Annotated in this window: 22 protein-coding genes; 14 read left to right on the forward strand and 8 right to left on the reverse strand. The window is 63.6% G+C overall.

All coding sequences use genetic code 11. The features are described from left to right. Positions 1-53: 53 nt before the first annotated feature. Both LDZ26_RS05850 and nodI read right to left on the reverse strand, forming a co-directional pair. Positions 54-902: an ABC transporter permease gene (locus LDZ26_RS05850; protein ID WP_255774908.1), complete on the reverse strand. Its 849-nt coding sequence runs from the start codon at positions 900-902 to the stop codon at positions 54-56. Positions 903-907: 5 nt separating this feature from the next. Beyond that, positions 908-1,861 (reverse strand): nodulation factor ABC transporter ATP-binding protein NodI, encoded by a 954-nt coding sequence (nodI, locus tag LDZ26_RS05855; protein WP_244848574.1) that lies wholly within the window; start codon positions 1,859-1,861, stop codon positions 908-910. A gap of 295 nt (positions 1,862-2,156) precedes the next feature. Here nodI and LDZ26_RS05860 point away from each other — a divergent pair, with 295 nt between their 5' ends. After that, on the forward strand, positions 2,157-2,666 hold the full coding sequence (locus tag LDZ26_RS05860; protein WP_244848575.1) for a universal stress protein: 510 nt from the start codon (positions 2,157-2,159) through the stop codon (positions 2,664-2,666). A gap of 24 nt (positions 2,667-2,690) precedes the next feature. Here LDZ26_RS05860 and LDZ26_RS05865 read toward each other — a convergent pair whose 3' ends face one another. The 3 genes from LDZ26_RS05865 to lexA form a co-directional block, all read right to left on the reverse strand. Then, complete coding sequence (locus tag LDZ26_RS05865) at positions 2,691-3,284, reverse strand: DUF2939 domain-containing protein (RefSeq protein WP_244848576.1); 594 nt, start codon at positions 3,282-3,284, stop codon at positions 2,691-2,693. 80 nt (positions 3,285-3,364) lie between these two features. Beyond that, positions 3,365-3,700: a hypothetical protein gene (locus LDZ26_RS05870; protein ID WP_244848994.1), complete on the reverse strand. Its 336-nt coding sequence runs from the start codon at positions 3,698-3,700 to the stop codon at positions 3,365-3,367. Positions 3,701-3,840: 140 nt separating this feature from the next. Beyond that, a complete protein-coding gene (gene lexA, locus LDZ26_RS05875) occupies positions 3,841-4,509 on the reverse strand; it encodes a transcriptional repressor LexA (protein WP_175940229.1) in 669 nt (222 codons plus the stop codon). Between the two features lie 248 nt (positions 4,510-4,757). Between lexA and LDZ26_RS05880 the strand changes: the two genes are divergently transcribed. The 6 genes from LDZ26_RS05880 to LDZ26_RS05905 all read left to right on the forward strand — a co-directional run bounded on the left by LDZ26_RS05880 (position 4,758) and on the right by LDZ26_RS05905 (position 10,828). Further along, positions 4,758-5,804: a sulfate ABC transporter substrate-binding protein gene (locus LDZ26_RS05880; protein WP_244848577.1), complete on the forward strand. Its 1,047-nt coding sequence runs from the start codon at positions 4,758-4,760 to the stop codon at positions 5,802-5,804. Between the two features lie 141 nt (positions 5,805-5,945). After that, positions 5,946-6,830: a sulfate ABC transporter permease subunit CysT gene (gene cysT / locus LDZ26_RS05885; RefSeq protein ID WP_244848578.1), complete on the forward strand. Its 885-nt coding sequence runs from the start codon at positions 5,946-5,948 to the stop codon at positions 6,828-6,830. Next, positions 6,827-7,729 carry a sulfate ABC transporter permease subunit CysW gene (gene cysW, locus LDZ26_RS05890; protein ID WP_244848579.1) on the forward strand — a complete coding sequence of 301 codons (903 nt, stop codon included), beginning with the start codon at positions 6,827-6,829 and terminating at the stop codon, positions 7,727-7,729. The genes cysT and cysW overlap by 4 nt, the downstream gene beginning before the upstream one ends. Before the next feature lie 15 nt (positions 7,730-7,744). Continuing rightward, complete coding sequence (locus LDZ26_RS05895) at positions 7,745-8,815, forward strand: sulfate/molybdate ABC transporter ATP-binding protein (RefSeq protein WP_244848580.1); 1,071 nt, start codon at positions 7,745-7,747, stop codon at positions 8,813-8,815. 39 nt (positions 8,816-8,854) lie between these two features. Continuing rightward, positions 8,855-9,781, forward strand: a complete 927-nt coding sequence (locus tag LDZ26_RS05900; RefSeq protein ID WP_175940234.1) for a CysB family HTH-type transcriptional regulator — start codon at positions 8,855-8,857, stop codon at positions 9,779-9,781. Between the two features lie 33 nt (positions 9,782-9,814). Beyond that, positions 9,815-10,828 carry an asparaginase gene (locus LDZ26_RS05905; RefSeq protein WP_244848581.1) on the forward strand — a complete coding sequence of 338 codons (1,014 nt, stop codon included), beginning with the start codon at positions 9,815-9,817 and terminating at the stop codon, positions 10,826-10,828. Between the two features lie 162 nt (positions 10,829-10,990). On the opposite strand, the gene LDZ26_RS05910 is transcribed toward LDZ26_RS05905, so the two are convergent. From LDZ26_RS05910 to gcl, 3 genes are read right to left on the reverse strand one after another with little or no spacing between them, the layout of a single operon-like run. Then, on the reverse strand, positions 10,991-11,899 hold the full coding sequence (locus LDZ26_RS05910) for a 2-hydroxy-3-oxopropionate reductase (protein ID WP_244848582.1): 909 nt from the start codon (positions 11,897-11,899) through the stop codon (positions 10,991-10,993). Between the two features lie 28 nt (positions 11,900-11,927). Continuing rightward, the gene (gene hyi, locus LDZ26_RS05915; RefSeq protein ID WP_244848583.1) at positions 11,928-12,728 is read right to left on the reverse strand and encodes a hydroxypyruvate isomerase; all 801 of its coding nucleotides are present in this window, start codon (positions 12,726-12,728) and stop codon (positions 11,928-11,930) included. 44 nt (positions 12,729-12,772) lie between these two features. Continuing rightward, positions 12,773-14,548, reverse strand: coding sequence for a glyoxylate carboligase (gene gcl / locus LDZ26_RS05920; RefSeq protein WP_244848584.1), 1,776 nt, complete (start codon positions 14,546-14,548; stop codon positions 12,773-12,775). A gap of 171 nt (positions 14,549-14,719) precedes the next feature. On the opposite strand from gcl, the gene LDZ26_RS05925 reads away from it, so the two are divergent. From LDZ26_RS05925 to LDZ26_RS05955, 7 genes are all read left to right on the forward strand, one after another. Beyond that, a complete protein-coding gene (locus LDZ26_RS05925; protein ID WP_244848585.1) occupies positions 14,720-15,682 on the forward strand; it encodes a LysR family transcriptional regulator in 963 nt (320 codons plus the stop codon). A gap of 142 nt (positions 15,683-15,824) precedes the next feature. Then, entirely contained in the window at positions 15,825-16,196 is a 372-nt protein-coding gene (rpsF, locus tag LDZ26_RS05930) for a 30S ribosomal protein S6 (RefSeq protein WP_061117413.1), read from the forward strand. 45 nt (positions 16,197-16,241) lie between these two features. After that, positions 16,242-16,541 carry a primosomal replication protein N gene (priB, locus tag LDZ26_RS05935; RefSeq protein ID WP_159836079.1) on the forward strand — a complete coding sequence of 100 codons (300 nt, stop codon included), beginning with the start codon at positions 16,242-16,244 and terminating at the stop codon, positions 16,539-16,541. A 2-nt stretch (positions 16,542-16,543) separates the two neighbouring features. Further along, on the forward strand, positions 16,544-16,819 hold the full coding sequence (rpsR, locus tag LDZ26_RS05940) for a 30S ribosomal protein S18 (protein WP_007000150.1): 276 nt from the start codon (positions 16,544-16,546) through the stop codon (positions 16,817-16,819). A 28-nt stretch (positions 16,820-16,847) separates the two neighbouring features. Continuing rightward, positions 16,848-17,303: a 50S ribosomal protein L9 gene (rplI, locus tag LDZ26_RS05945; protein ID WP_175940240.1), complete on the forward strand. Its 456-nt coding sequence runs from the start codon at positions 16,848-16,850 to the stop codon at positions 17,301-17,303. 122 nt (positions 17,304-17,425) lie between these two features. Then, the gene (locus LDZ26_RS05950; protein ID WP_175940241.1) at positions 17,426-18,814 is read left to right on the forward strand and encodes a replicative DNA helicase; all 1,389 of its coding nucleotides are present in this window, start codon (positions 17,426-17,428) and stop codon (positions 18,812-18,814) included. Positions 18,815-18,951: 137 nt separating this feature from the next. Further along, positions 18,952-19,578 carry a DUF47 domain-containing protein gene (locus LDZ26_RS05955; protein ID WP_175940242.1) on the forward strand — a complete coding sequence of 209 codons (627 nt, stop codon included), beginning with the start codon at positions 18,952-18,954 and terminating at the stop codon, positions 19,576-19,578. The last annotated feature ends 99 nt before the right edge of the window (positions 19,579-19,677 follow it).

The raw sequence follows: 19,677 nt of genomic DNA on the forward strand, positions 1-19,677 counted from the left end.
GCGCTGAGTGTCGGGTTAGACGGCGATGAACCGCGACGGTCCATCGCCGTTTTTCATTTCATCATGCGACGCCGGAACAGCCACGCACAGACGAAGAACGGCAGCACGGCATAAGCGGCCAGCACGCCCGCGTGCAGCGCGAAACCGTCGAGCGGGCGGCCGAGCATCGCGGGCCGAATCAGTTCGACGGCGTGCACGAGCGGCAGCGCCTGCGTCACATGCTGCGCGAGCGCGGGCAGTTGCGCGACCGGAAAGAAGACGCCGGAGAGCAGGAGCATCGGCGTGAGCGCGAGCGTCTGATAGAACATGAAGAAGTCGTAGCTCGGCGCGATGGCGGTGACGATCATCGCGGTGCTCGCGAAGGCCAGCCCGGTCAACACGATGACCGGCAGCGCGAGCAGCATCGACGGAAAACTCGCGTAGCCGAGCGCGCCCGCGACCAGCATGATCGCGACGCCCGAGAGCACCGACTTGCTCGCGGCCCAGACCACTTCGCCGAGCACGATATCGCCGAGCGTGAGCGGCGTGTGCATGATCGCTTCCCACGTGCGCTGCACGTGCATGCGGGAGAAGCCGGAGTACATCGCTTCGAAGCTCGCGGACATCATCACGCTGGAGGCCACCGTGCCCGCGGCGAGAAACGCGATATACGACACGCCCTCGACGTGGCCGACCATCAGCCCGAGACCGAGCCCGAGGCCGAACAGATAGATCATCGGGTCGGCGAGGTTGCCGATCATCGAGGCGACCGCGAGCTTCTTCCAGACGAGATAATTGCGCCGCCAGACCGACATCCAGTGCGTGGCGTTCGCGGGCAGCGCGTTCGTCAACGGCGCGGCGTCGCGCGGGTGCGTCTCGCTGGGCTTTTTGCTTGCGACGCGCGGCTGATCGAAGGTTTCCATCGCGATTAATCCACCATTTCGCGGCCGGTCAGCCGCAAGAAAACGTCTTCCAGATTCGCCGGTCGATGCAGATAACGCACGCCCTCGCGCCCCTTGACGCGCGCATGCACGGCTTGCGGATCGTCGACGTAGCAAAAGAGCGTCTCGCCGCTCACTTCCATGCGCTCGACGAGCGGTTGCAGTTCGGCGGCCAGCGCCTGCGGGTCCGGGCCGTAAATCTCGATCACGTCCGAGCCGATCACCGATGCGATCAGGTCGCGCGGACGGCCTTCGGCAATCTTCCGGCCTTCCTCGATCACGCAGACGCGGTCGCACAGGCGCTCGGCTTCTTCCATGAAATGCGTCGTGAGCAGCATGGTCTTGCCGCGCGCGAGCAGCGAGCGCAGACGCTCCCAGATCAAATGGCGCGCCTGCGGGTCGAGACCGGTCGTCGGTTCGTCCATGATCAGCACGTCGGGATCGTTGACGAGCGCGCGCGCCAGGGTCAGCCGCCGCTTCATGCCGCCGGACAATTCGCCGACGCGCGCATCGGCCTTATTTTCGAGCCGCGCGAATTCGAGCAGCGACGGCACGAGCGCGTCCATGCGCGCGCCCGCGATGCCGTAGTAGCGGCCGAAGACGACGAGGTTCTCGCGTACGCTGAAGTCGGGATCGAGATTGTCGAACTGCGGCACGACGCCGACGCGTTCGCGGGCGAAACGAGCGCGCGACGGCACCGGTTCGCCGACGAGCCGAATGTTTCCGTGATCGGGCGACGTCATGCCGAGCAGCATCCTGAGCGTCGTCGTCTTGCCCGCGCCGTTGGGACCGAGCAAGCCGAAGCATTCGCCGGGGCGCACGTCGAACGACAGGCCGTCGACGACGTTCTTCGCGCCGTAGCTTTTGATGACTTCGCTGAATTCGATGGCGGGCGCGCCGGCCGATTCGGGGGCGTGCTCGCGCGTGGTGCGCTGTGTCATGCGTTTCCTGCCGGGGAAAGTTCAGCGAGCTAGTGTAATCGAACGCACCGGCGCGGCGCTTGCGCGGGCAGAAGCGGTGCGCCGGGCGAATCGTGCGAGCATGCCGGAAGCCGCGGAGCCTTGTGCGACGGGCTTTAACGCAATCTGGCACGCGGCCAGCTAGTCTTCGCTCAACGTGGCGCGTGTTCGGCGCGCTCATGCCTGAAGTTAGCGTTTTCCATCGTTGCCACGTCTGGCGCGGCACAGGATCATGAAGTTACGCCGCAGTCAATCCGCGATGCGGCAGGGAGGCATCATGACAAGCTACAGAAAGATTCTGCTGTGCTACGACGGTTCCAGAGAGGGCCGCAAGGCGCTGCGACAGGGCGCGAATCTCGCGCTCGACCTCAACGCGGAAACGCACGTGCTCGCGGTGGTCGACATGCGGTCGAGCATTGCGCAGAGCGCCGGATTGCTGACCGATATGGCCTGCGGGCGCTTCGAAGAAGCGGCGCGCGATATTCTGCAGGAAGGCGTCGAGTGGCTGCGCGAGCGCGGCTTGTCAGCGCAGGGGCATTTCGCGTTCGGCCATCCGATCGACGAAATCGCCGCGCTGGCCGACAGCCTAAAGGTCGATCTCGTCGTCGTCGGGCACCGCTGCCGGAGCGGGCTGGCACGTTGGTGGATGGGCGCGGGGAACACGCCTTTGCTCGATCGCGTGTCGTGCAGCATTCTGGTTGCCGTCTGTCAGGCAGGCGAATCGGCGGAAGCGGAAGATGCCGCTGCGTATGCCGCGAAGCCGGCGAAGGCCGAAGCGGGCGCGTGAGCGTGGATGGTTGGAGAAGGCGCGTCAGCCGTTGAGGTCGACGGCGACGAGCTTCCAGGACACGAGGCCGCTGCGGTGAAAGATGGCGGAATAACGGGCATCGCCTGCGCCGTGCTGGTACGTCACGACGAACGTGTTGATGCCGCGATAGCCGGCCGTCGTCTGCGGCGGTTGCGGAGCCGGCTCGGACGCACTCACGGAAGCGCTTGCAGGCGCGGACGCATTGGCATCGGCCTGGCCCGCCGCAGGCGGACGTTCGCCGGGATTGCCGCGCGGCGGTATGCCGTTCAGGATGGCGGCGACTCCGTCCGGCGTCGCATACGAATCCACGAGCGGGCCGACCAGCGCCGCGCCGATCATCGCGCCGATGATGGCGAGCGGGTTGCCGCTCTTCTGCACATCGATGCGCCGCGTGAGCAGCGCGGCGATCTGGTCCTTCAAGCTCGCGCGCAACGCCGGGAAATCGACGTATTCGTTGACCGTTTGGGCGTCTCGCGCGTCGGCTGCGCGCTTGACGCGGTCCAGCACGATATACGGCGACGCGTAGACGAAGCCGAGCGCCGCGACGAGCAATACGGCGGCGAGCGTGGCGACAACGAAACGAGCGGCGCGGGACATGCGACGGCGAAGCCTTCAGCAAAGGTCAATGCAGAATGGACCACGCCGACGCACGACAAATTCCCCGACCCGCCGCCAGTTCACGCCACCGTTCCGCCCGTGAGACCGGCGCGCTCCTCGTCGATGCAGCGGTCGATCATGCGCGACACTTCGCTGATCTTGCCGACCAGGATCAGCCGCGACTCGCTTCGATAGACGCGTACGGGAGCACTCCGCGGCGGCTCCGCGTGGACCGTCTGCGTCAGCGACACGCGCGCGAACGCTGGCTGGCGAGACGGCAGCGCGGGCATGGAGTCGAAGAGATCCGGCGCAGCCTTGGCCCGCGAAGGCGCTGCGGCGCCGCAAGGAATCAACGCACGCAGATGACGCAGACGGCCGAACTGGCGAAAGGGCAGCAAACGGGCAAAACGTTCCATCATGACTCTCCAGACGATAGGACGCACCCCGGCGTGCCGCGAGCGGCTGCCGTCCGTGCTTGATGTAATCGAAACGCGCCGCGTCGTGCGTGGCGTGAAAAGGCGCACAGCGACGCTTGAAAGCGCGCTGCCGCCGCTGACTAGAACTCGCCCGAGCGGATCAGGCCCACTGCAATGCCTTCCAGCGCGAAGTCTCCGCTGCCGGACCGCACGAAAATGTTCTCGTAGTCCGGGTTCTCCGCGATGAGCTCGACGCCGTCCGGGCGGCGCTTCCAACGCTTCACCGTGACGTCGTCGCCGAGCCGCGCAACGACGATTTGTCCGTCCTTCGCCTCGGTGCGTTTTTGAACGGCGAGCAGGTCGCCGTCCAGGATGCCGGCGTCGCGCATCGACAAGCCGCGCACTTTCAGCAGGTAGTCGGGCTTGCTCGAGAACAGCGCGGGATCGCACGCGTAATGCTGCGAAATATGCTCCTGCGCGAGGATGGGACTGCCCGCCGCCACGCGGCCCACGAGCGGCAGCGAGAGCTGCATGATGCTCGCGTGCGGCAAGGTGAACTGGTGCGGAACGTCTTCTGAACGGCCTGCGTCGCCAATCAGCCGGATGCCGCGCGACGAACCCGCCGCCAGTTCGATGACGCCCTTGCGCGCCAGTGCCCGCAGATGCTCTTCCGCAGAGTTCGCGGAGCTAAAGCCGAGCTCCGCCGCAATCTCCGCGCGCGTCGGCGGGAAACCTGTGCGCTCGATTGCGCGCTGGAGCAGTTCGAAGACCTGCTGCTGACGCGCGGTAAGTTTTGAGGTTCTGGTCACTGGCTCGGGCCTCTCGTGCACTGTATGGATCAACAGATGACTGTATTTTTATACAGTATTCCGCGCTTTTCAAGCATTACTTTAAGTTCCGCGCGAAACCGCAACACGGGCCGACGTGCGACCCCACACGAGCGCGCTCCTCAGGCTTTAGCAGGTTTGGATATAAAAGACTGAAAAACGATTATTTCTGTTCATATAGGCCCGCCGATAGACTGATTCCGTCAATTGGATAAGACGGAGAACGGGGAATGCAAAGCACGAAAGCGGGATTGGGGACCAAAGCACGCAAAGCGTTGACCGCGCTCGCGCTGACGGCGGCGGGCATCGGCGCGATTGTCGCGACGAGCACGCAAGCACACGCGCAGACGTCGTTTTTGAACGTGTCGTACGACCCGACACGCGAGCTGTATCAGGACTTCAATCAGGCATTCGCCAAGAAGTGGAAGGCCGAAACCGGCGAGACCGTCACGTTCAAGCAGTCGCACGGCGGCTCCGGCGGACAGGCGCGCGCGGTCATCGACGGCCTGCAGGCGGACGTCGTGACGCTCGCGCTCGCCTACGACATCGACGCGCTCGCGGGCAAGGGACTCGTGGCCGCCGACTGGCAGAAGCGGCTGCCGGATAACGCCTCGCCGTACACGTCGACGATCGTATTCCTCGTGCGCAAGGGCAACCCGAAGCACATCAAGGACTGGGACGACCTCACGAAGCCGGGCGTCTCCATCGTCACGCCGAACCCGAAAACATCGGGCGGGGCGCGCTGGAACTATCTCGCCGCGTGGGCCTACGCGCAGCACAAGCCCGGCGGCAACGAACAAACCGCGAAGGACTTCGTCGCGAAGCTGTACAAGAACGCGGGCGTGCTCGACTCCGGCGCGCGCGGCGCCACGACGAGCTTCGTGCAACGCGGTCAGGGCGACGTGCTGATCGCGTGGGAAAACGAGGCGTTTCTGTCGCTGAAGGAGTTCGGTCCGGACAAGTTCGAGATCGTGGTGCCTTCAGTGAGCATTCTGGCCGAGCCGCCGGTCGCGGTGGTCGACAAGGTCGTCGACAAGCACGGCACGCGCAAGCTCGCCGAGGCGTATCTGAAGTATCTGTACAGCGACGAAGGTCAGCAGATCGCCGCGCGCAACTTCTATCGTCCGCGCTCGGACAAGGTGCCGGCCGACCTCACGAAGCAGTTCCCGAAGATCAAGCTCTACACCATCGACGACACGTTCGGCGGCTGGACCAAGGCGCAGAAGACGCATTTCGCCGATGGCGGCGTGTTCGACTCGATCTATCAACCGCAATAAGAGCCGCAGTAAGAGCCGCAATAAGCGCCGCAATAAGCGCAAAACGTAAGCAAACCGAAGCGGCGCGCCATGACGCCGCCGGTCACACAAGCATTCGATGACACGCGCTCCCCGGCGCACTGGAACAGGACCAAAGCAAGGATGACGACTTTCACTTTGCGCAAGCCGAGCGCGCTGCCAGGCTTCGGCCTGACGCTCGGCATCACGCTCGCGTATCTGAGCCTCGTGGTGTTGATACCGCTCGCCGCCACGTTCGCGAAGACGGCGACGCTCGACTGGGCGCAGTTCGTCCGCGCGGTGACATCGCCGCGCGTGCTGGCGTCGTATCGGCTAACTTTCAGCGCGGCGCTCGGCGGCGCGCTCATCAACGCGGTGTTCGGCTTTCTCGTCGCGTGGGTGCTCGTGCGCTATACCTTTCCGATGAAGCGCATCGTGGACGCCATCGTCGATTTGCCGTTCGCGTTGCCGACTTCTGTGGCGGGCATCTCGCTCGCGGCCGTGTATGCGGGCAACGGCTGGATCGGGCAGTATCTCGCGCCGCTCGGTGTGAAGGTCGCGTTCACGCCGCTCGGCGTGCTGGTGGCGCTGACGTTCATCGGCTTGCCGTTCGTCGTGCGCACGGTGCAGCCGGTGCTCGAAGACTTCGAGCGCGAGCAGGAAGAAGCCGCCGCGTGCCTCGGCGCGACGCGCTGGCTGACGTTTCGCCGCGTCGTGCTGCCGTCGCTCTTTCCGGCGCTTCTTACCGGCTTTGCGCTGGCATTCGCGCGCGCGCTCGGCGAATACGGCTCGGTGATTTTCATCGCGGGCAACGTGCCGATGAAGTCGGAAATCACGTCGCTTCTCATCATCACGAAGCTCGAACAGTATGACTATGCGGGCGCCACTGCGCTCGCCGTCGTCATGCTGTGCGTGTCGTTCCTGATGCTGCTCCTCATCAACACGCTGCAATGGTTCCTGCAACGGCGCACGAGCCGCACGGGCGCTGTTCCTGCGCACGCGGTATCGGCGCAAGGGAGCCACGCATGAGCACATCCGACACGAAAGCCATCGCGATGAACACCGCTGCGCCGCGCGATGCGCGCACGCTCGATCCCGTCACCGAACCGCGCGCGGTGCGCTGGCTGCTCACCGGCATCGCGCTCCTGTTCCTCGCGCTCTTTCTCGTGGTGCCGCTCGTCGCGGTGTTCGCGCAAGCGTTCGCGAAGGGCATCGACTATTACTTCGAGTCGCTGAAAGACCCGGACGCGTGGTCCGCCATCAAGCTCACGTTGACGACGGCGGCGATTGCCGTGCCGCTCAACGTCGTGTTCGGACTCGCGGCATCGTGGGCGATCGCGAAGTTCGACTTTCGCGGCAAGGCGCTCTTGACCACGCTCATCGACTTGCCGTTCTCGGTTTCGCCCGTGATTTCCGGCCTCATTTACGTGCTGATGTTCGGCGCGCAAGGCTGGTTTGGTCCGTGGCTCGCGGCGCACGACGTGCAGATCATCTTCGCGGTGCCGGGCATCGTGCTCGCGACGATCTTCGTGACGTTTCCGTTCGTCGCGCGCGAACTGATTCCGCTGATGCAGGCGCAAGGCAACGACGAGGAAGAAGCCGCGCATGTGCTGGGCGCTTCGGGTTGGCAGATTTTTCGCCGCGTCACGCTGCCGAACGTGAAGTGGGGCCTGCTGTATGGCGTGATTCTCTGCAATGCACGCGCAATGGGCGAATTCGGCGCGGTATCGGTGGTATCGGGCCACATTCGCGGACAGACCGACACCATGCCGCTGCACGTCGAGATCCTCTATAACGAATACAACTTCTCGGCCGCGTTCGCCGTCGCCTCGCTGCTCGCGTTGCTCGCGCTCGTGACGCTCGGACTCAAGCTCGTCGCGGAACGCCGCATGTCGCAATCGCTCGCCGATGCAGGCGCCAAGAACTAAGGCAAAGGACACATCATGAGCATCATCGTTCGCAATCTGCAAAAGCGCTTCGGCGATTTCACCGCGCTCGACAACGTCACGCTCGACTTTCCCGCGGGCGAACTCGTCGCGCTGCTCGGACCGTCCGGATGCGGCAAGACCACGCTGCTGCGCGTGATCGCAGGCCTCGAATATGCCGATGCCGGTCAGGTCCTGCTTAATGGCGAAGACGTCGCGCAAGTGGGCGCGCGCGACCGGCAAGTGGGCTTCGTCTTCCAGCATTACGCGCTGTTCCGGCACATGACGGTGTTCGAAAACGTGGCGTTCGGTCTGCGCGTGAAGCCGCGCCGCGAGCGTCCGTCGGAAGCCGTGATCCGCGAGAAAGTGCACGAATTGCTCAAGCTCGTGCAACTGGACTGGCTCGCGCAGCGGTTTCCTTCGGAGCTTTCGGGCGGGCAGCGGCAACGTATCGCGCTTGCACGGGCACTCGCTGTCGAACCGAAAGTGCTGTTGCTCGACGAGCCGTTCGGCGCGCTCGATGCGAAAGTGCGCAAGGAACTGCGAAGCTGGCTGCGCCGCCTGCACGACGATCTGCATATCTCCACGCTCTTCGTCACGCACGATCAGGAAGAGGCCCTCGAAGTGGCGGATCGCATCGTCGTGATGAATCATGGCCGCGTCGAGCAGGTCGGCAGCCCGCAGGATGTGTACGATCATCCGCAAACGTCGTTCGTGTATGAATTCCTCGGCGCGGCGAACCGCCTTCAAGGTCATGTCGATGCGGGCGGCTTCGTCGCGGATGGCGCGGCGCAAGCCATCGCCGCACAGGCGCACTTCAGCGGCCGCGCGCTCGCTTATGTGCGGCCGCACGACCTCGCGCTGTACCGCGCCGACGATGCGGCGGGTCTCGCGCATCGCGACGGTATCGTGGTCGGCGTGCGGCGCGTGGTGACGCTCGGCGGCTCGGTGCGTGTCGAACTCGAAGGCGACGCAGGCGGCGTGCTCGAAGCGGAACTGGATCGGGAAGCATGGCGCGCGCTGAAGCTCGATATCGGCGATGGCGTGCGCGCCGTGCCGCGCGCGCTGCGCGTCTTTCCGGCGCAATGAGACATCCATAAAACGGCAGCAAGACAAGAGAGGCGAACCATGAACTTCCAGCAACTGCGCTTCGTGCGCGAGGCCGTGCGTCAGAACATGAATCTGACGGAAGTAGCGAACGTGCTGTACACGTCGCAGTCGGGCGTGTCCAAGCAGATCAAGGATCTCGAAGACGAACTGGGCGTCGATATCTTCATCCGGCGGGGCAAGCGGCTTACGGGGCTGACCGAACCGGGCAAGCAGGTGCATCAGCTGATCGAGCGCATGTTGCTCGATGCGGAGAACCTGCGGCGCGTGGCGCGCCAGTTCGCAGATCAGGACAACGGGCATCTCGTGGTCGCCACGACGCACACGCAGGCCCGTTACGCGCTGCCGAAAGTGATCCGTCAGTTCACCGAAGTATTTCCCAAGGTGCATCTGGCGCTGCGGCAGGGCAGTCCGCAACAGATCGCGCAGATGATCGTGAACGGCGAGGCGGATATCGGCATTTCGACCGAGGCACTGGACCGCTATCCCGACATCGTCACGTTTCCGTGCTATTCGTGGCATCACACGGTCGTGGTGCCGAAGGATCATCCGCTCGTGGGGCGCAAAGACATTACGCTGGAGCAGATCGCCGAATATCCGATCGTCACCTACGATCAGGATTTCACGGGGCGTTCACACGTGGACCAGGCGTTCGCGAGCGCGGGCGCGATGCCGGACATCGTGCTCACCGCCATCGACGCGGACGTGATCAAGACGTATGTGGAACTGGGCATGGGCATCGGCATCGTCGCGGCGATGGCCTATGACGCCAAGCGCGACACCGAACTCGTCGCGCTCGATACGCAGCACTTGTTCGAGGCGAGCACCACGCGCGTGGGCTTGCGCAAGGGCGCGTTCCTGCGCGCGTATGCGTACCGGCTGATCGAAATGTTCGCGCCGCAACTCGACGAAGCGCAGATCGCCGCACAACTGCGCGAAGCGGCCTGAAACACGCATGCCGGCTGATTTACAATCGCCGGCATGAACACACAGACTCTCCCTCGCATTCCCCCTCGCATCGCCGTCCTTGCAACGGGTGGCACGATCGCCGGACAGGCCGGCAATGCTGCGTCCACGGCCGGTTATAAGGCGGGCGTCGTCGGCGTCGACAAGCTGCTCAATGCGGTGCCTGCGCTCGCGTCCGTCGCGCGAATTCATGCCGAACAGATCGCGAGCATCGACAGCAAGGACATGAGCTTGGCGCTCTGGACGACGCTCGCCGCGCGCATCAACGAACTCGCCGCGCAGGACGACATCGACGGCATCGTCATCACGCATGGCACGGACACGCTCGAAGAAACGGCGTATCTGCTGCACTTGACCGTGAAGACCACGAAGCCTGTCGTGCTGACCGCGGCGATGCGGCCATCGACCGCGCTATCCGCCGATGGCCCGCTCAATTTGCTCAACGCGGTCACGGTCGCGGCTTCGAAGCATGCCGCAGGGCAGGGCGTGCTTGTCGCGTTCAATAACCAGATCCACAGCGCCCGCGACGTGACGAAGACGAGCACCTATGCCGTCGATGCCTTTCGCTCGCCCGAAACCGGCGTGCTCGGTTTTGTGCAGGACGGCCGCGTGGAATTCCAGCGTACGGCGACGAAGCCGCATACGACGGCAAGCGAATTCGCCGTGGCCGAAAACTGGCCGATGGTCGAGATCGTCGCGAGTTATGCGGGCGTTTCGCGCGTCGCGGTCGATGCGCTCGTCGCGGCCGGAGTGAAGGGAATCGTCGTCGGGGGGACGGGCAATGGTTCGATGCACGAGAGCATCACAGAAGCCGTGAGCGATGCGGTGAAGGCGGGCGTCGCGGTCGTGCGGGCATCGCGCGTCGGCTCGGGACACGTGATGCGCAACGGCGCAGCCAGCGACGAGGCGCTCGGCACGGTCAGCGCGGGAACGCTGAATCCATACAAGGCGCGTGTGCTGTTGATGCTGGCGCTATCGGCCGGCGTGAAAGACGCCGCGGCGCTGCAACGCCTCTTCGATACCTACTGAACGCGAATCCGACGCGGACACCCGACGGCAAACCGTCTGACCGACCAAGGCTAACCCGGCGCGCCGCCGAGTGCCGCTCTCGGACCCCACTTGCCGCCCTCAGCCCAGAGCGGCATTTGTCCCGCGTGCCCATACGCGGGACGCCCCACGGTTCAGGCGAGCTTAGGCAGCCGCCTTCGCTTGCTGCGGTTCTTCCGCCACCTGGAAGTTCGACATGATCTCGAGCGCGCGCACGAGCGCCGAGTGATCCCACGCTTTGCCGCCATTGGCTGCGCACACGCTGAACAACTGCTGTGCGCTCGCCGTGTGAGGCAGCGCGAGGCCCATCTTGCGCGCGCCGTCGAGCGCGAGGTTCAGGTCCTTCTGATGCAACTCGATCCTGAAGCCGGGATTGAACGTGCGCTTCGTCATGCGCTCGCCGTGCACTTCGAGAATGCGCGACGACGCGAACCCGCCCATCAGCGCCTTGCGCACGCGTTCCGGATCGGCGCCGGAGCGCGATGCGAAAAGCAATGCCTCCGCGACCGCTTCGATGTTCAGCGCGACGATGATCTGGTTGGCCACCTTGCACGTCTGTCCCGCGCCGTTGTCGCCGATGAGCGAGATGTTCTTGCCCATCAGTTCGAAGAGCGGCTTCGCGACGTTGAACGACTTCTCCGGGCCGCCCACCATGATCGTGAGCGTCGCTTCGCGCGCGCCGACTTCGCCGCCGGACACGGGCGCATCGAGGTAATCGCAGCCGAGCGCGTTGATCTTCCTGGCGAACTCCTGCGTGTCGAGCGGGTTGATCGAGCTCATGTCGATCACGAGCTTGCCGTGGCTCAAGCCCTTGGCCACTCCGTCATCGGCGAACAAGACGTTGGCGACATCGGGCGTGTCGGGCACCATCGTGATGACGATCTCGCTTGCCTGCGCGACGGCCGTCGAGTCCGCGACGACTTTCGTTTGCGCGCGGATATCGTCGGGCACCGGATACTTGCCGTTCACGACGAGCGCGTGACCGCCCTTGATGAGGTTGCGCGCCATATGCGCGCCCATGATGCCGAGGCCGATGAAACCGATCGTTGCCATACTGTGTGCTCCTCCTTTGTGTCGTGGTTCAGGCAGCGGCGCGCGCCTTGTCCGTTGCAATCGAGCGCAGCCAGCCAAGCCCGGCTTCCGTGCCCGCGAGCGGCTTGTACTCGCAGCCGATCCAGCCGTCGTAGCCGATCGAATCGAGCAGATCGAACAGAAACGCGTAGTTGATTTCGCCGGTGCCGGGTTCGTTGCGGCCGGGGTTGTCGGCAAGCTGGATGTGCGCGATCGACGGCAGGTTCTTCCTGATCGTCGCGGCCAGCTCGCCTTCCATGCGCTGCATGTGATAGATGTCGTATTGCAGAAAGAGATTGTCGGAGCCGACCGCGCGAATCACGTCGAGCCCTTCGTGCGAACGGTTCAGCGCGAAGCCCGGAATGTCGTATGAATTGCACGGCTCGACGAGCAGACGGATGCCTTCCTGCTTCAGCGCATCGGCGGCGAAACGAAGGTTCTCGATGATCGTTTCGCGCGCCTGCTGCGCCGAGACGCCCGCTGTCGGAATGCCGACGAGGCAGTTCAGTTGCGGTACGTTGAGCGCACGCGCGTATTCGATTGCGCGCGGCACGCCGTCGCGAAACTCGGCGACGCGATCCGGCAGACACGCGATCCCGCGCTCGCCTGCTTCCCAGTTACCGGCAGGCAGGTTGTGCAGGACGATCTGCAAGCCGCTGTCCTCTACGCGCGCTTTGAGATCGCTGATCGAATACGGATACGGAAACAGGAATTCGACTGCCTCGAAGCCCGCGTTCGCCGCCGCGGCAAAGCGGTCGAGGAACGGGACTTCGTTGAAGAGCATCGTCAGATTCGCGGCGAATTTCGGCATTGTTCTTTTCCTGATGGTCGGTCAGTGGGTCGTCGGTTGATGCTTCAGTCGAGCGGCGTGACGGCGGTCGGCGCGTCGGCGCGGCTCTCGGCGAGTTCTTCGAACTCGTTGATGGCGTCGATCTCGGTGCCCATCGCGATGTTGGTCACGCGTTCGAGAATCATCTCGACGACGACCGGCACCTGATGTTCCGCCGCGAGCGCCTGCGCCTCTTTCAGCGCACCGGCGATGTCCTCGGGCTTGAACACGCGCAGCGCCTTGCAGCCGAGGCCTTCGGCGACCGCGACGTGATCCACGCCGTAGCCTTCCAGTTCGGGCGCGTTGATGTTGTCGAACGCGAGCTGCACGCAGTAGTCCATGTCGAAGCCGCGCTGCGCCTGACGAATGAGACCGAGGTACGAGTTGTTCACGACGACATGCACGTACGGCAGCTTGAACTGCGCGCCCACCGCAAGCTCTTCGATCATGAACTGGAAGTCGTAGTCGCCCGAGAGCGCGACGATCTTGCGCTGCGGGTCCGCCGCGCGCACGCCGAGCGCAGCGGGAATCGTCCAGCCGAGCGGGCCGGCCTGACCGCAGTTGATCCAGTTGCGCGCCTTGAACACATGCAGAAACTGCGCACCGGCGATCTGCGAAAGACCGATCGTCGTCACGAAGCACGTGTCGCGATCGAACGCCAGGTTCATCTCTTCGTAGACGCGCTGGGGTTTCATCGGCACGTTGTCGAAGTGCGTCTTGCGCTGCATCGTGCGCTTGCGCTGCTGGCAGTCCGCGACCCATGCGCTACGGTCCTTCAGCTTGCCTGCGGCCTTCCATTCCTTCGCCACTTCGACGAAGAGTTCGAGCGCCGCCTTCGCATCCGAGACGATGCCGAGGTCCGGTCCGAACACGCGGCCGATTTGCGTCGGCTCGATATCGACGTGAACGAACTTGCGGCCCTTGGTGTAGACCTCGACGCTGCCCGTATGCCGATTCGCCCAGCGATTGCCGATGCCGAGCACGAAGTCCGACGCGAGCATCGTCGCGTTGCCGTAGCGATGCGACGTCTGCAAGCCGACCATGCCGGCCATCAGCGGGTGATCGTCGGCAATCGCGCCCCACGACATCAGCGTCGGGATGACGGGCACGCCCAGCGTTTCGGCGAATTGCACGAGCAGGTCTTCGGCCGCCGCGTTCAGCACGCCGCCGCCGGAGACGATGAGCGGCTTCTCGGCGTCGTTGAGCATCGCGAGCGCCTTTTCGATCTGCGCGCGCGTCGCTTTCGGCTTGTAGACCGGAAGCGGCTCGTAAGTGTCGATGTCGAATTCGATTTCGGCGAGCTGCACGTCGATCGGCAGATCCACCAGCACCGGGCCGGGGCGGCCCGAGCGCATCAGATGAAACGCCTGCTGAAACACGCGCGGCACGAGCGCCGGCTCGCGCACGGTCACGGCCCACTTCGTGACGGGCTTGGCGATCGATTCGATATCGACCGCCTGGAAGTCTTCCTTGTAGAGACGCGCGCGCGGCGCCTGCCCGGTGATCGCGAGAATCGGAATGGAGTCGGCGGAAGCGGAGTAGAGGCCGGTGATCATGTCCGTGCCCGCCGGCCCCGACGTGCCGATGCATACCCCGATGTTGCCGGGCGCGGCGCGCGTATAACCTTCGGCCATGTGCGACGCGCCTTCGACGTGGCGCGCGAGCACGTGGCTCATGCTGCCCGACTTTTTCATCGCCGAGTAGAACGGGTTGATAGCGGCGCCCGGCACGCCGAACGCGGTGTCGATACCTTCCTTTTCCAGCACGAGGACGGCTGCGTCGACGGCTCTCATCTTGGCCATGAATGTCTCCTTCCTTCAGTCTCTTTCCGTTATCGCTGTCTGCATCGAAGCAGGGTTCCGTTGCACTTTAAGATTGTGAAAAAGGTTTGATAAGATCAGTCAGAGTCGCTTTTTCCCAAACAAAAAGTTTCGAATGACGCAGCGGCGCGGCTGGGCACAGGAGACAGGAAAATGGACCGCTTCAAGCAGATCGAGACGTTCGTGCGCGTCGCGGAAGCCGGCAGCCTCGCGGCGGCGGCGCTGGAAGAGGGCGTGTCGCCGGTCATTCTCGGACGGCGCATCGACGCGCTCGAAAAGCGTCTCGGCGTCAAGCTGATGTACCGCTCGACGCGGCGGCTCGTCGTCAGCGAGGAGGGCGCGGCGTTTCTCGACCGCTGCAAGAATCTGCTCGCCGAGTGGGATCAGGCGGAGAACGAACTCGCGGCGGGGCGGCGCGCGGTCGGCGGGCATCTGATCGTGTCGGCCCCGGCGGCGTTCGGGCGCATGCACGTCGCGCCGCACGCGCCGGCGTTCCTTGCCGACAAGCCCGAATTGCAGATGTCGTTCAATCTGACCGACCGCGTCGTGGATCTGGTGCGCGAGGGCTACGATCTGTCGATTCGCATCGGCGGGGCGGTCGATCCGAACTTCGTCGCGGTGAAGCTGGCGAGCAACCGGCGCGTGGTGTGCGGCACGCCCGCGTATTTCCGCAAGCACGGCAAGCCGAAATCGCTCGACGACCTGCCGAATCACAACTGCCTCGCGTTCAACCTGCAAGGCGGGCAGAACCGCGGCTGGTATTTCCGGCGCAATGGCAAGCTGGCGACCGTGCGCGTGAGCGGCAACCTCGACTGCAACGACGGCGAACTGCTGCATCGTTGGGTGTCGGAGGGACTCGGGCTCGGCTGGCGCTCGACGTGGGAAATTCAGCGCCAATTGGCGGCGGGCGAGCTCGAAACCGTGCTGGACGAGTACGAATTGCCCGACTACGACATCCTCGCCGTCTACCCGCAACAACGTTACGTGCCGGCGCGCGTGCGCTACTTCATTGATTATCTCAAGGAAATCTACGCGCAGCCCGGTTATTGGAGCCGCGCGGCCGAGCCGCCTGACGAAGCGCATGGGCAGGCGAGCGCGGGCGCGCTAAATGGTTGAAAAAGCGGCGAAAGTCAGTCGGAAAACTCCGGTTTGGCTTGCCCTCCGGCGGCCAAACGTTATATACTCGCTGGCTTCTCACTTGCCGCACCGGTCCGACGCCCGGGCGGCTTTAATCCACAAGTAGCCAAAAGGAGTGAATATGCGTCATTACGAAATCGTCTTTATCGTGCATCCCGATCAAAGCGAGCAAGTGCCCGCGATGATCGAGCGTTACAAGAGCACGATCACGTCGCACGGTGGCCAGATCCACCGTATCGAGGACTGGGGCCGCCGCCAACTGGCCTACATGATCGAGAAACTCGCGAAGGCTCACTACGTCTGCATGAACATCGAATGCGACCAGGCGACGCTCGAAGAACTCGAACACGCGTTCAAGTTCAACGACGCCGTTCTGCGCCACCTCATCGTCAAGATGAAGAAGGCCGAAACCGGCCCGTCGCCGATGATGAAGGAAGTGCAGCGCGAAGAAGCCAAGAAGGCGGCCAGCCAGCCGTCCGAAGCGCAGGCTTAAGGACAGTTCAACACTGTCAAGCCACCAGGGAACCGAAACTCACTCGTGAACCGGCTGCAACTGACAGCGAGCGTCGTGGAACGCGAACCGGTGCGATACACGCCCGCCGGCATCCCGATCGCAAGCTGCACGTTGCAACACGCGGCGGAAGTCGTCGAAGCGGGCATCGCCCGGAAGATCGAACTGACACTGCCCGCGGTCGCCGCCGGAGAAGCGAGCGGCAGGCTGGAAAGCTGTCCGATGGGCGTCGAAACGCGCTTCACCGGCTTTCTGGCCAAAAAAGGCCGTAACTCCCGAACCCTGGTGTTTCACATCACAGAATTGCAGGACATTGGAAAGGACTGAACATGCCCCGCCCGACTGGTAAGAAATTCGACAAGCGTCGTCAGCAACAAAACCCGCTCTTCAAGCGCAAGAAGTTCTGCCGCTTCACGGCAGCCGGCGTCGAGTACATCGACTACAAGGACACGGAAACGCTGAAGGACTTCATCGGCGAAAACGGCAAGATCACGCCGGCTCGTCTGACTGGCACGAAGGCGCACTATCAGCGCCAGCTCGACACGGCAATCAAGCGCGCGCGTTTCCTCGCGCTCCTGCCGTACACCGACCTGCACAAGGCCTAATCAGACGACGCATAAGGAATAGCCAAAAATGCAAATCATTCTTTTGGAAAAGGTCGTCAACCTGGGCAACCTGGGCGACATCGTCAAGGTTAAGGACGGCTACGCACGTAACTTCCTGATCCCCGGCAAGAAGGCTCGCCGCGCGACCAAGGACGCGATCGCCGAATTCGAAGTTCGCCGCGCCGAACTCGAAAAGAACGCCGCTGAAAAGCTGGCTGCAGCGCAAGCTCAAGGCGACAAGCTGAACGGCTTCACGGTTCAGATCTCGCAGAAGGCGGGCGTCGACGGCCGTCTGTTCGGTTCGGTCACGAACGCGGACATCGCCGAAGCACTGAAGTCGCAAGGCTTCGCGGAAGTGGAAAAGGCGCAAGTGCGTCTGCCCCAAGGCCCGCTGAAGATGGTCGGCGACCATCCGGTTCAAGTGGCGCTGCACACGGACGTCGTGGTCGACGTCACGGTGTCGGTGCTCGGCGAACACGCCTAAGTTTCACGCGAGGCTTCGGCTTCGCGAGCAGTAAGAAAGGGCAGGAACCTTCGCGGGTTCCTGCCTTTTTTGTTTGTCCGATCAATACACCGCATGGCCGATTTCGTCGATAATTCCACCCCATGAACGCACCGTCCAAAGATCCGCAACTCGACGCGCTGAAGGTTCCGCCGCACTCGATCGAAGCCGAGCAATCGGTGATCGGCGGCTTGCTGCTGGATAACGCGGCATGGGACCGCATCGCCGACGTGATGTCGCAGAGCGACTTCTATCGCTACGACCATCGCATCATTTACGAGCATATCGGCAAGCTGATCGCCGCGACCCGGCCGGCCGACGTCATCACCGTCTACGAATCGCTGACGATGGCCGGCAAGGCCGAGGAAGTGGGCGGCCTCGCGTATCTGAACGCGCTCGCGCAGAACACGCCGAGCGCGGCGAATATCCGCCGCTATGCGGAAATCGTGCGCGACCGCGCGGTGCTGCGCCGTCTCGTGTCCGTGGCCGATGAAATCTCCGCCGACGCGTTCAATCCGCAAGGCAAGGAAGTCCGCCAGATTCTGGACGAAGCCGAAGCGCGCGTGTTCTCCATCGCCGAGGACGGCGCGCGCGGCACGCAAGGCTTCCTCGAAATCGGACCGCTGCTGACGCAGGTCGTCGAGCGCATCGACACGCTTTACCACACGGCCAATCCGAGCGATGTCACCGGCACGCCGACCGGCTTTGTCGATCTCGACCGCATGACCTCGGGCATGCACGGCGGCGAACTGATTATCGTGGCGGGGCGCCCGTCGATGGGTAAGACGGCGTTCTCGATGAACATCGGCGAATACGTGGCCGTGGAGTACGGCTTGCCCGTTGCCGTGTTTTCGATGGAAATGCCCGGCACGCAACTGACCATGCGTATGCTCGGTTCGGTCGGCCGGCTCGATCAGCACCGCATGCGCACGGGCCGCCTCACCGACGAAGACTGGCCGAAGCTCACGCATGCCGTGCAGAAAATGAGCGAGGCGCAGCTTTTCATCGACGAAACCGGTGGCCTCAATCCGATGGAACTGCGCTCGCGGGCGCGGCGCCTGTCGCGCCAGTGCGGCAAGCTCGGGCTGATCATCGTCGACTATTTGCAGCTGATGTCCGGCTCCGGCGGCGGCGAGAACCGCGCGACCGAGATCTCCGAAATCTCGCGTTCGCTGAAGGGCCTCGCGAAGGAACTCGACGTTCCGGTGATCGCGCTGTCGCAGCTCAATCGCGGTCTCGAACAGCGTCCGAACAAGCGGCCGATCATGTCGGACCTGCGCGAATCCGGCGCTATCGAGCAGGACGCCGACGTGATCCTCTTCATCTACCGCGACGAGGTGTATAACCCCGACAGTCCGGACAAGGGCACCGCGGAGATCATCATCGGCAAGCAGCGTAATGGTCCCATCGGGCCGGTTCGCCTGACGTTCCACGGCCAGTATACGAAGTTCGACAACTTCGCCGGCGTCCAGAGCTTCTACGGCGGCGAATAGCCCCGTTCCAGCAAGACTGTCAAGCCTTCGATCAAGCCCCATGCACGCGGCGTCCGCGCGCGGTGCGCGGGGTGCTGCGCGCAGGTACAATATGTCGGTTTGATGTCAGCCTCATTGACCCATCTATCGGGACTTTCATGTTCGGTCGTTTCATGCCCACCGAGGGCAAATTCTTCGAGATTTTTAACGCGCACGCGAAATGCATGGTCGATGCAAGCCGCGAGCTCGAACTGCTGATCGACAACCTCGACGAAGCCGAGGTCCACAAGCAGAACGTCCAGACCAACGAAAAGCGTGCCGACAAGCTCACGCACGAAACCATCGATTTGCTGCACAAGACGTTCATCACGCCGCTCGACCGCGACGAGATTCACAAGCTCATCACGACGATGGACGACATCCTCGACCTGATGGAGGACGTCGCCACGGCCATCTCGCTGTACGACGTGCGCGCGGTGACATCGGAAGCGAGCCAGCTCGCGCATATCTGCACGGCCACGTGTCTGCGCGTTCAGCAGGCCGTGAGTCTGCTGGAAGACATGAAACGCGCGAGCGAGATTCTCAAGATCTGCGAAGAAATCGACCGCCTGGAGTCGGACGCGGACCGCGTGCTGCGCTCGGCCATGTCGAAGCTCTTTCGCGAAGAAGACGACGTGAAGACGCTCATCAAGCTGAAGGCGATCTACGAGCTTCTGGAGACGATCACCGACAAGTGCGAGGATGTCGCGAACATCATCGAAGGCATCGTGCTGGAAAACGCCTGATCATGCCGCCCAAGCCCGTTCGCGCAGGCTGATTGGATGCGGCGGGCGATGACGACACAGACCGGCCGTCAGTACAGCGCCGGTCAATACCACACCAAC

This window comes from Caballeronia sp. SL2Y3, from assembly GCF_022879575.1.
GTDB lineage: Bacteria > Pseudomonadota > Gammaproteobacteria > Burkholderiales > Burkholderiaceae > Caballeronia.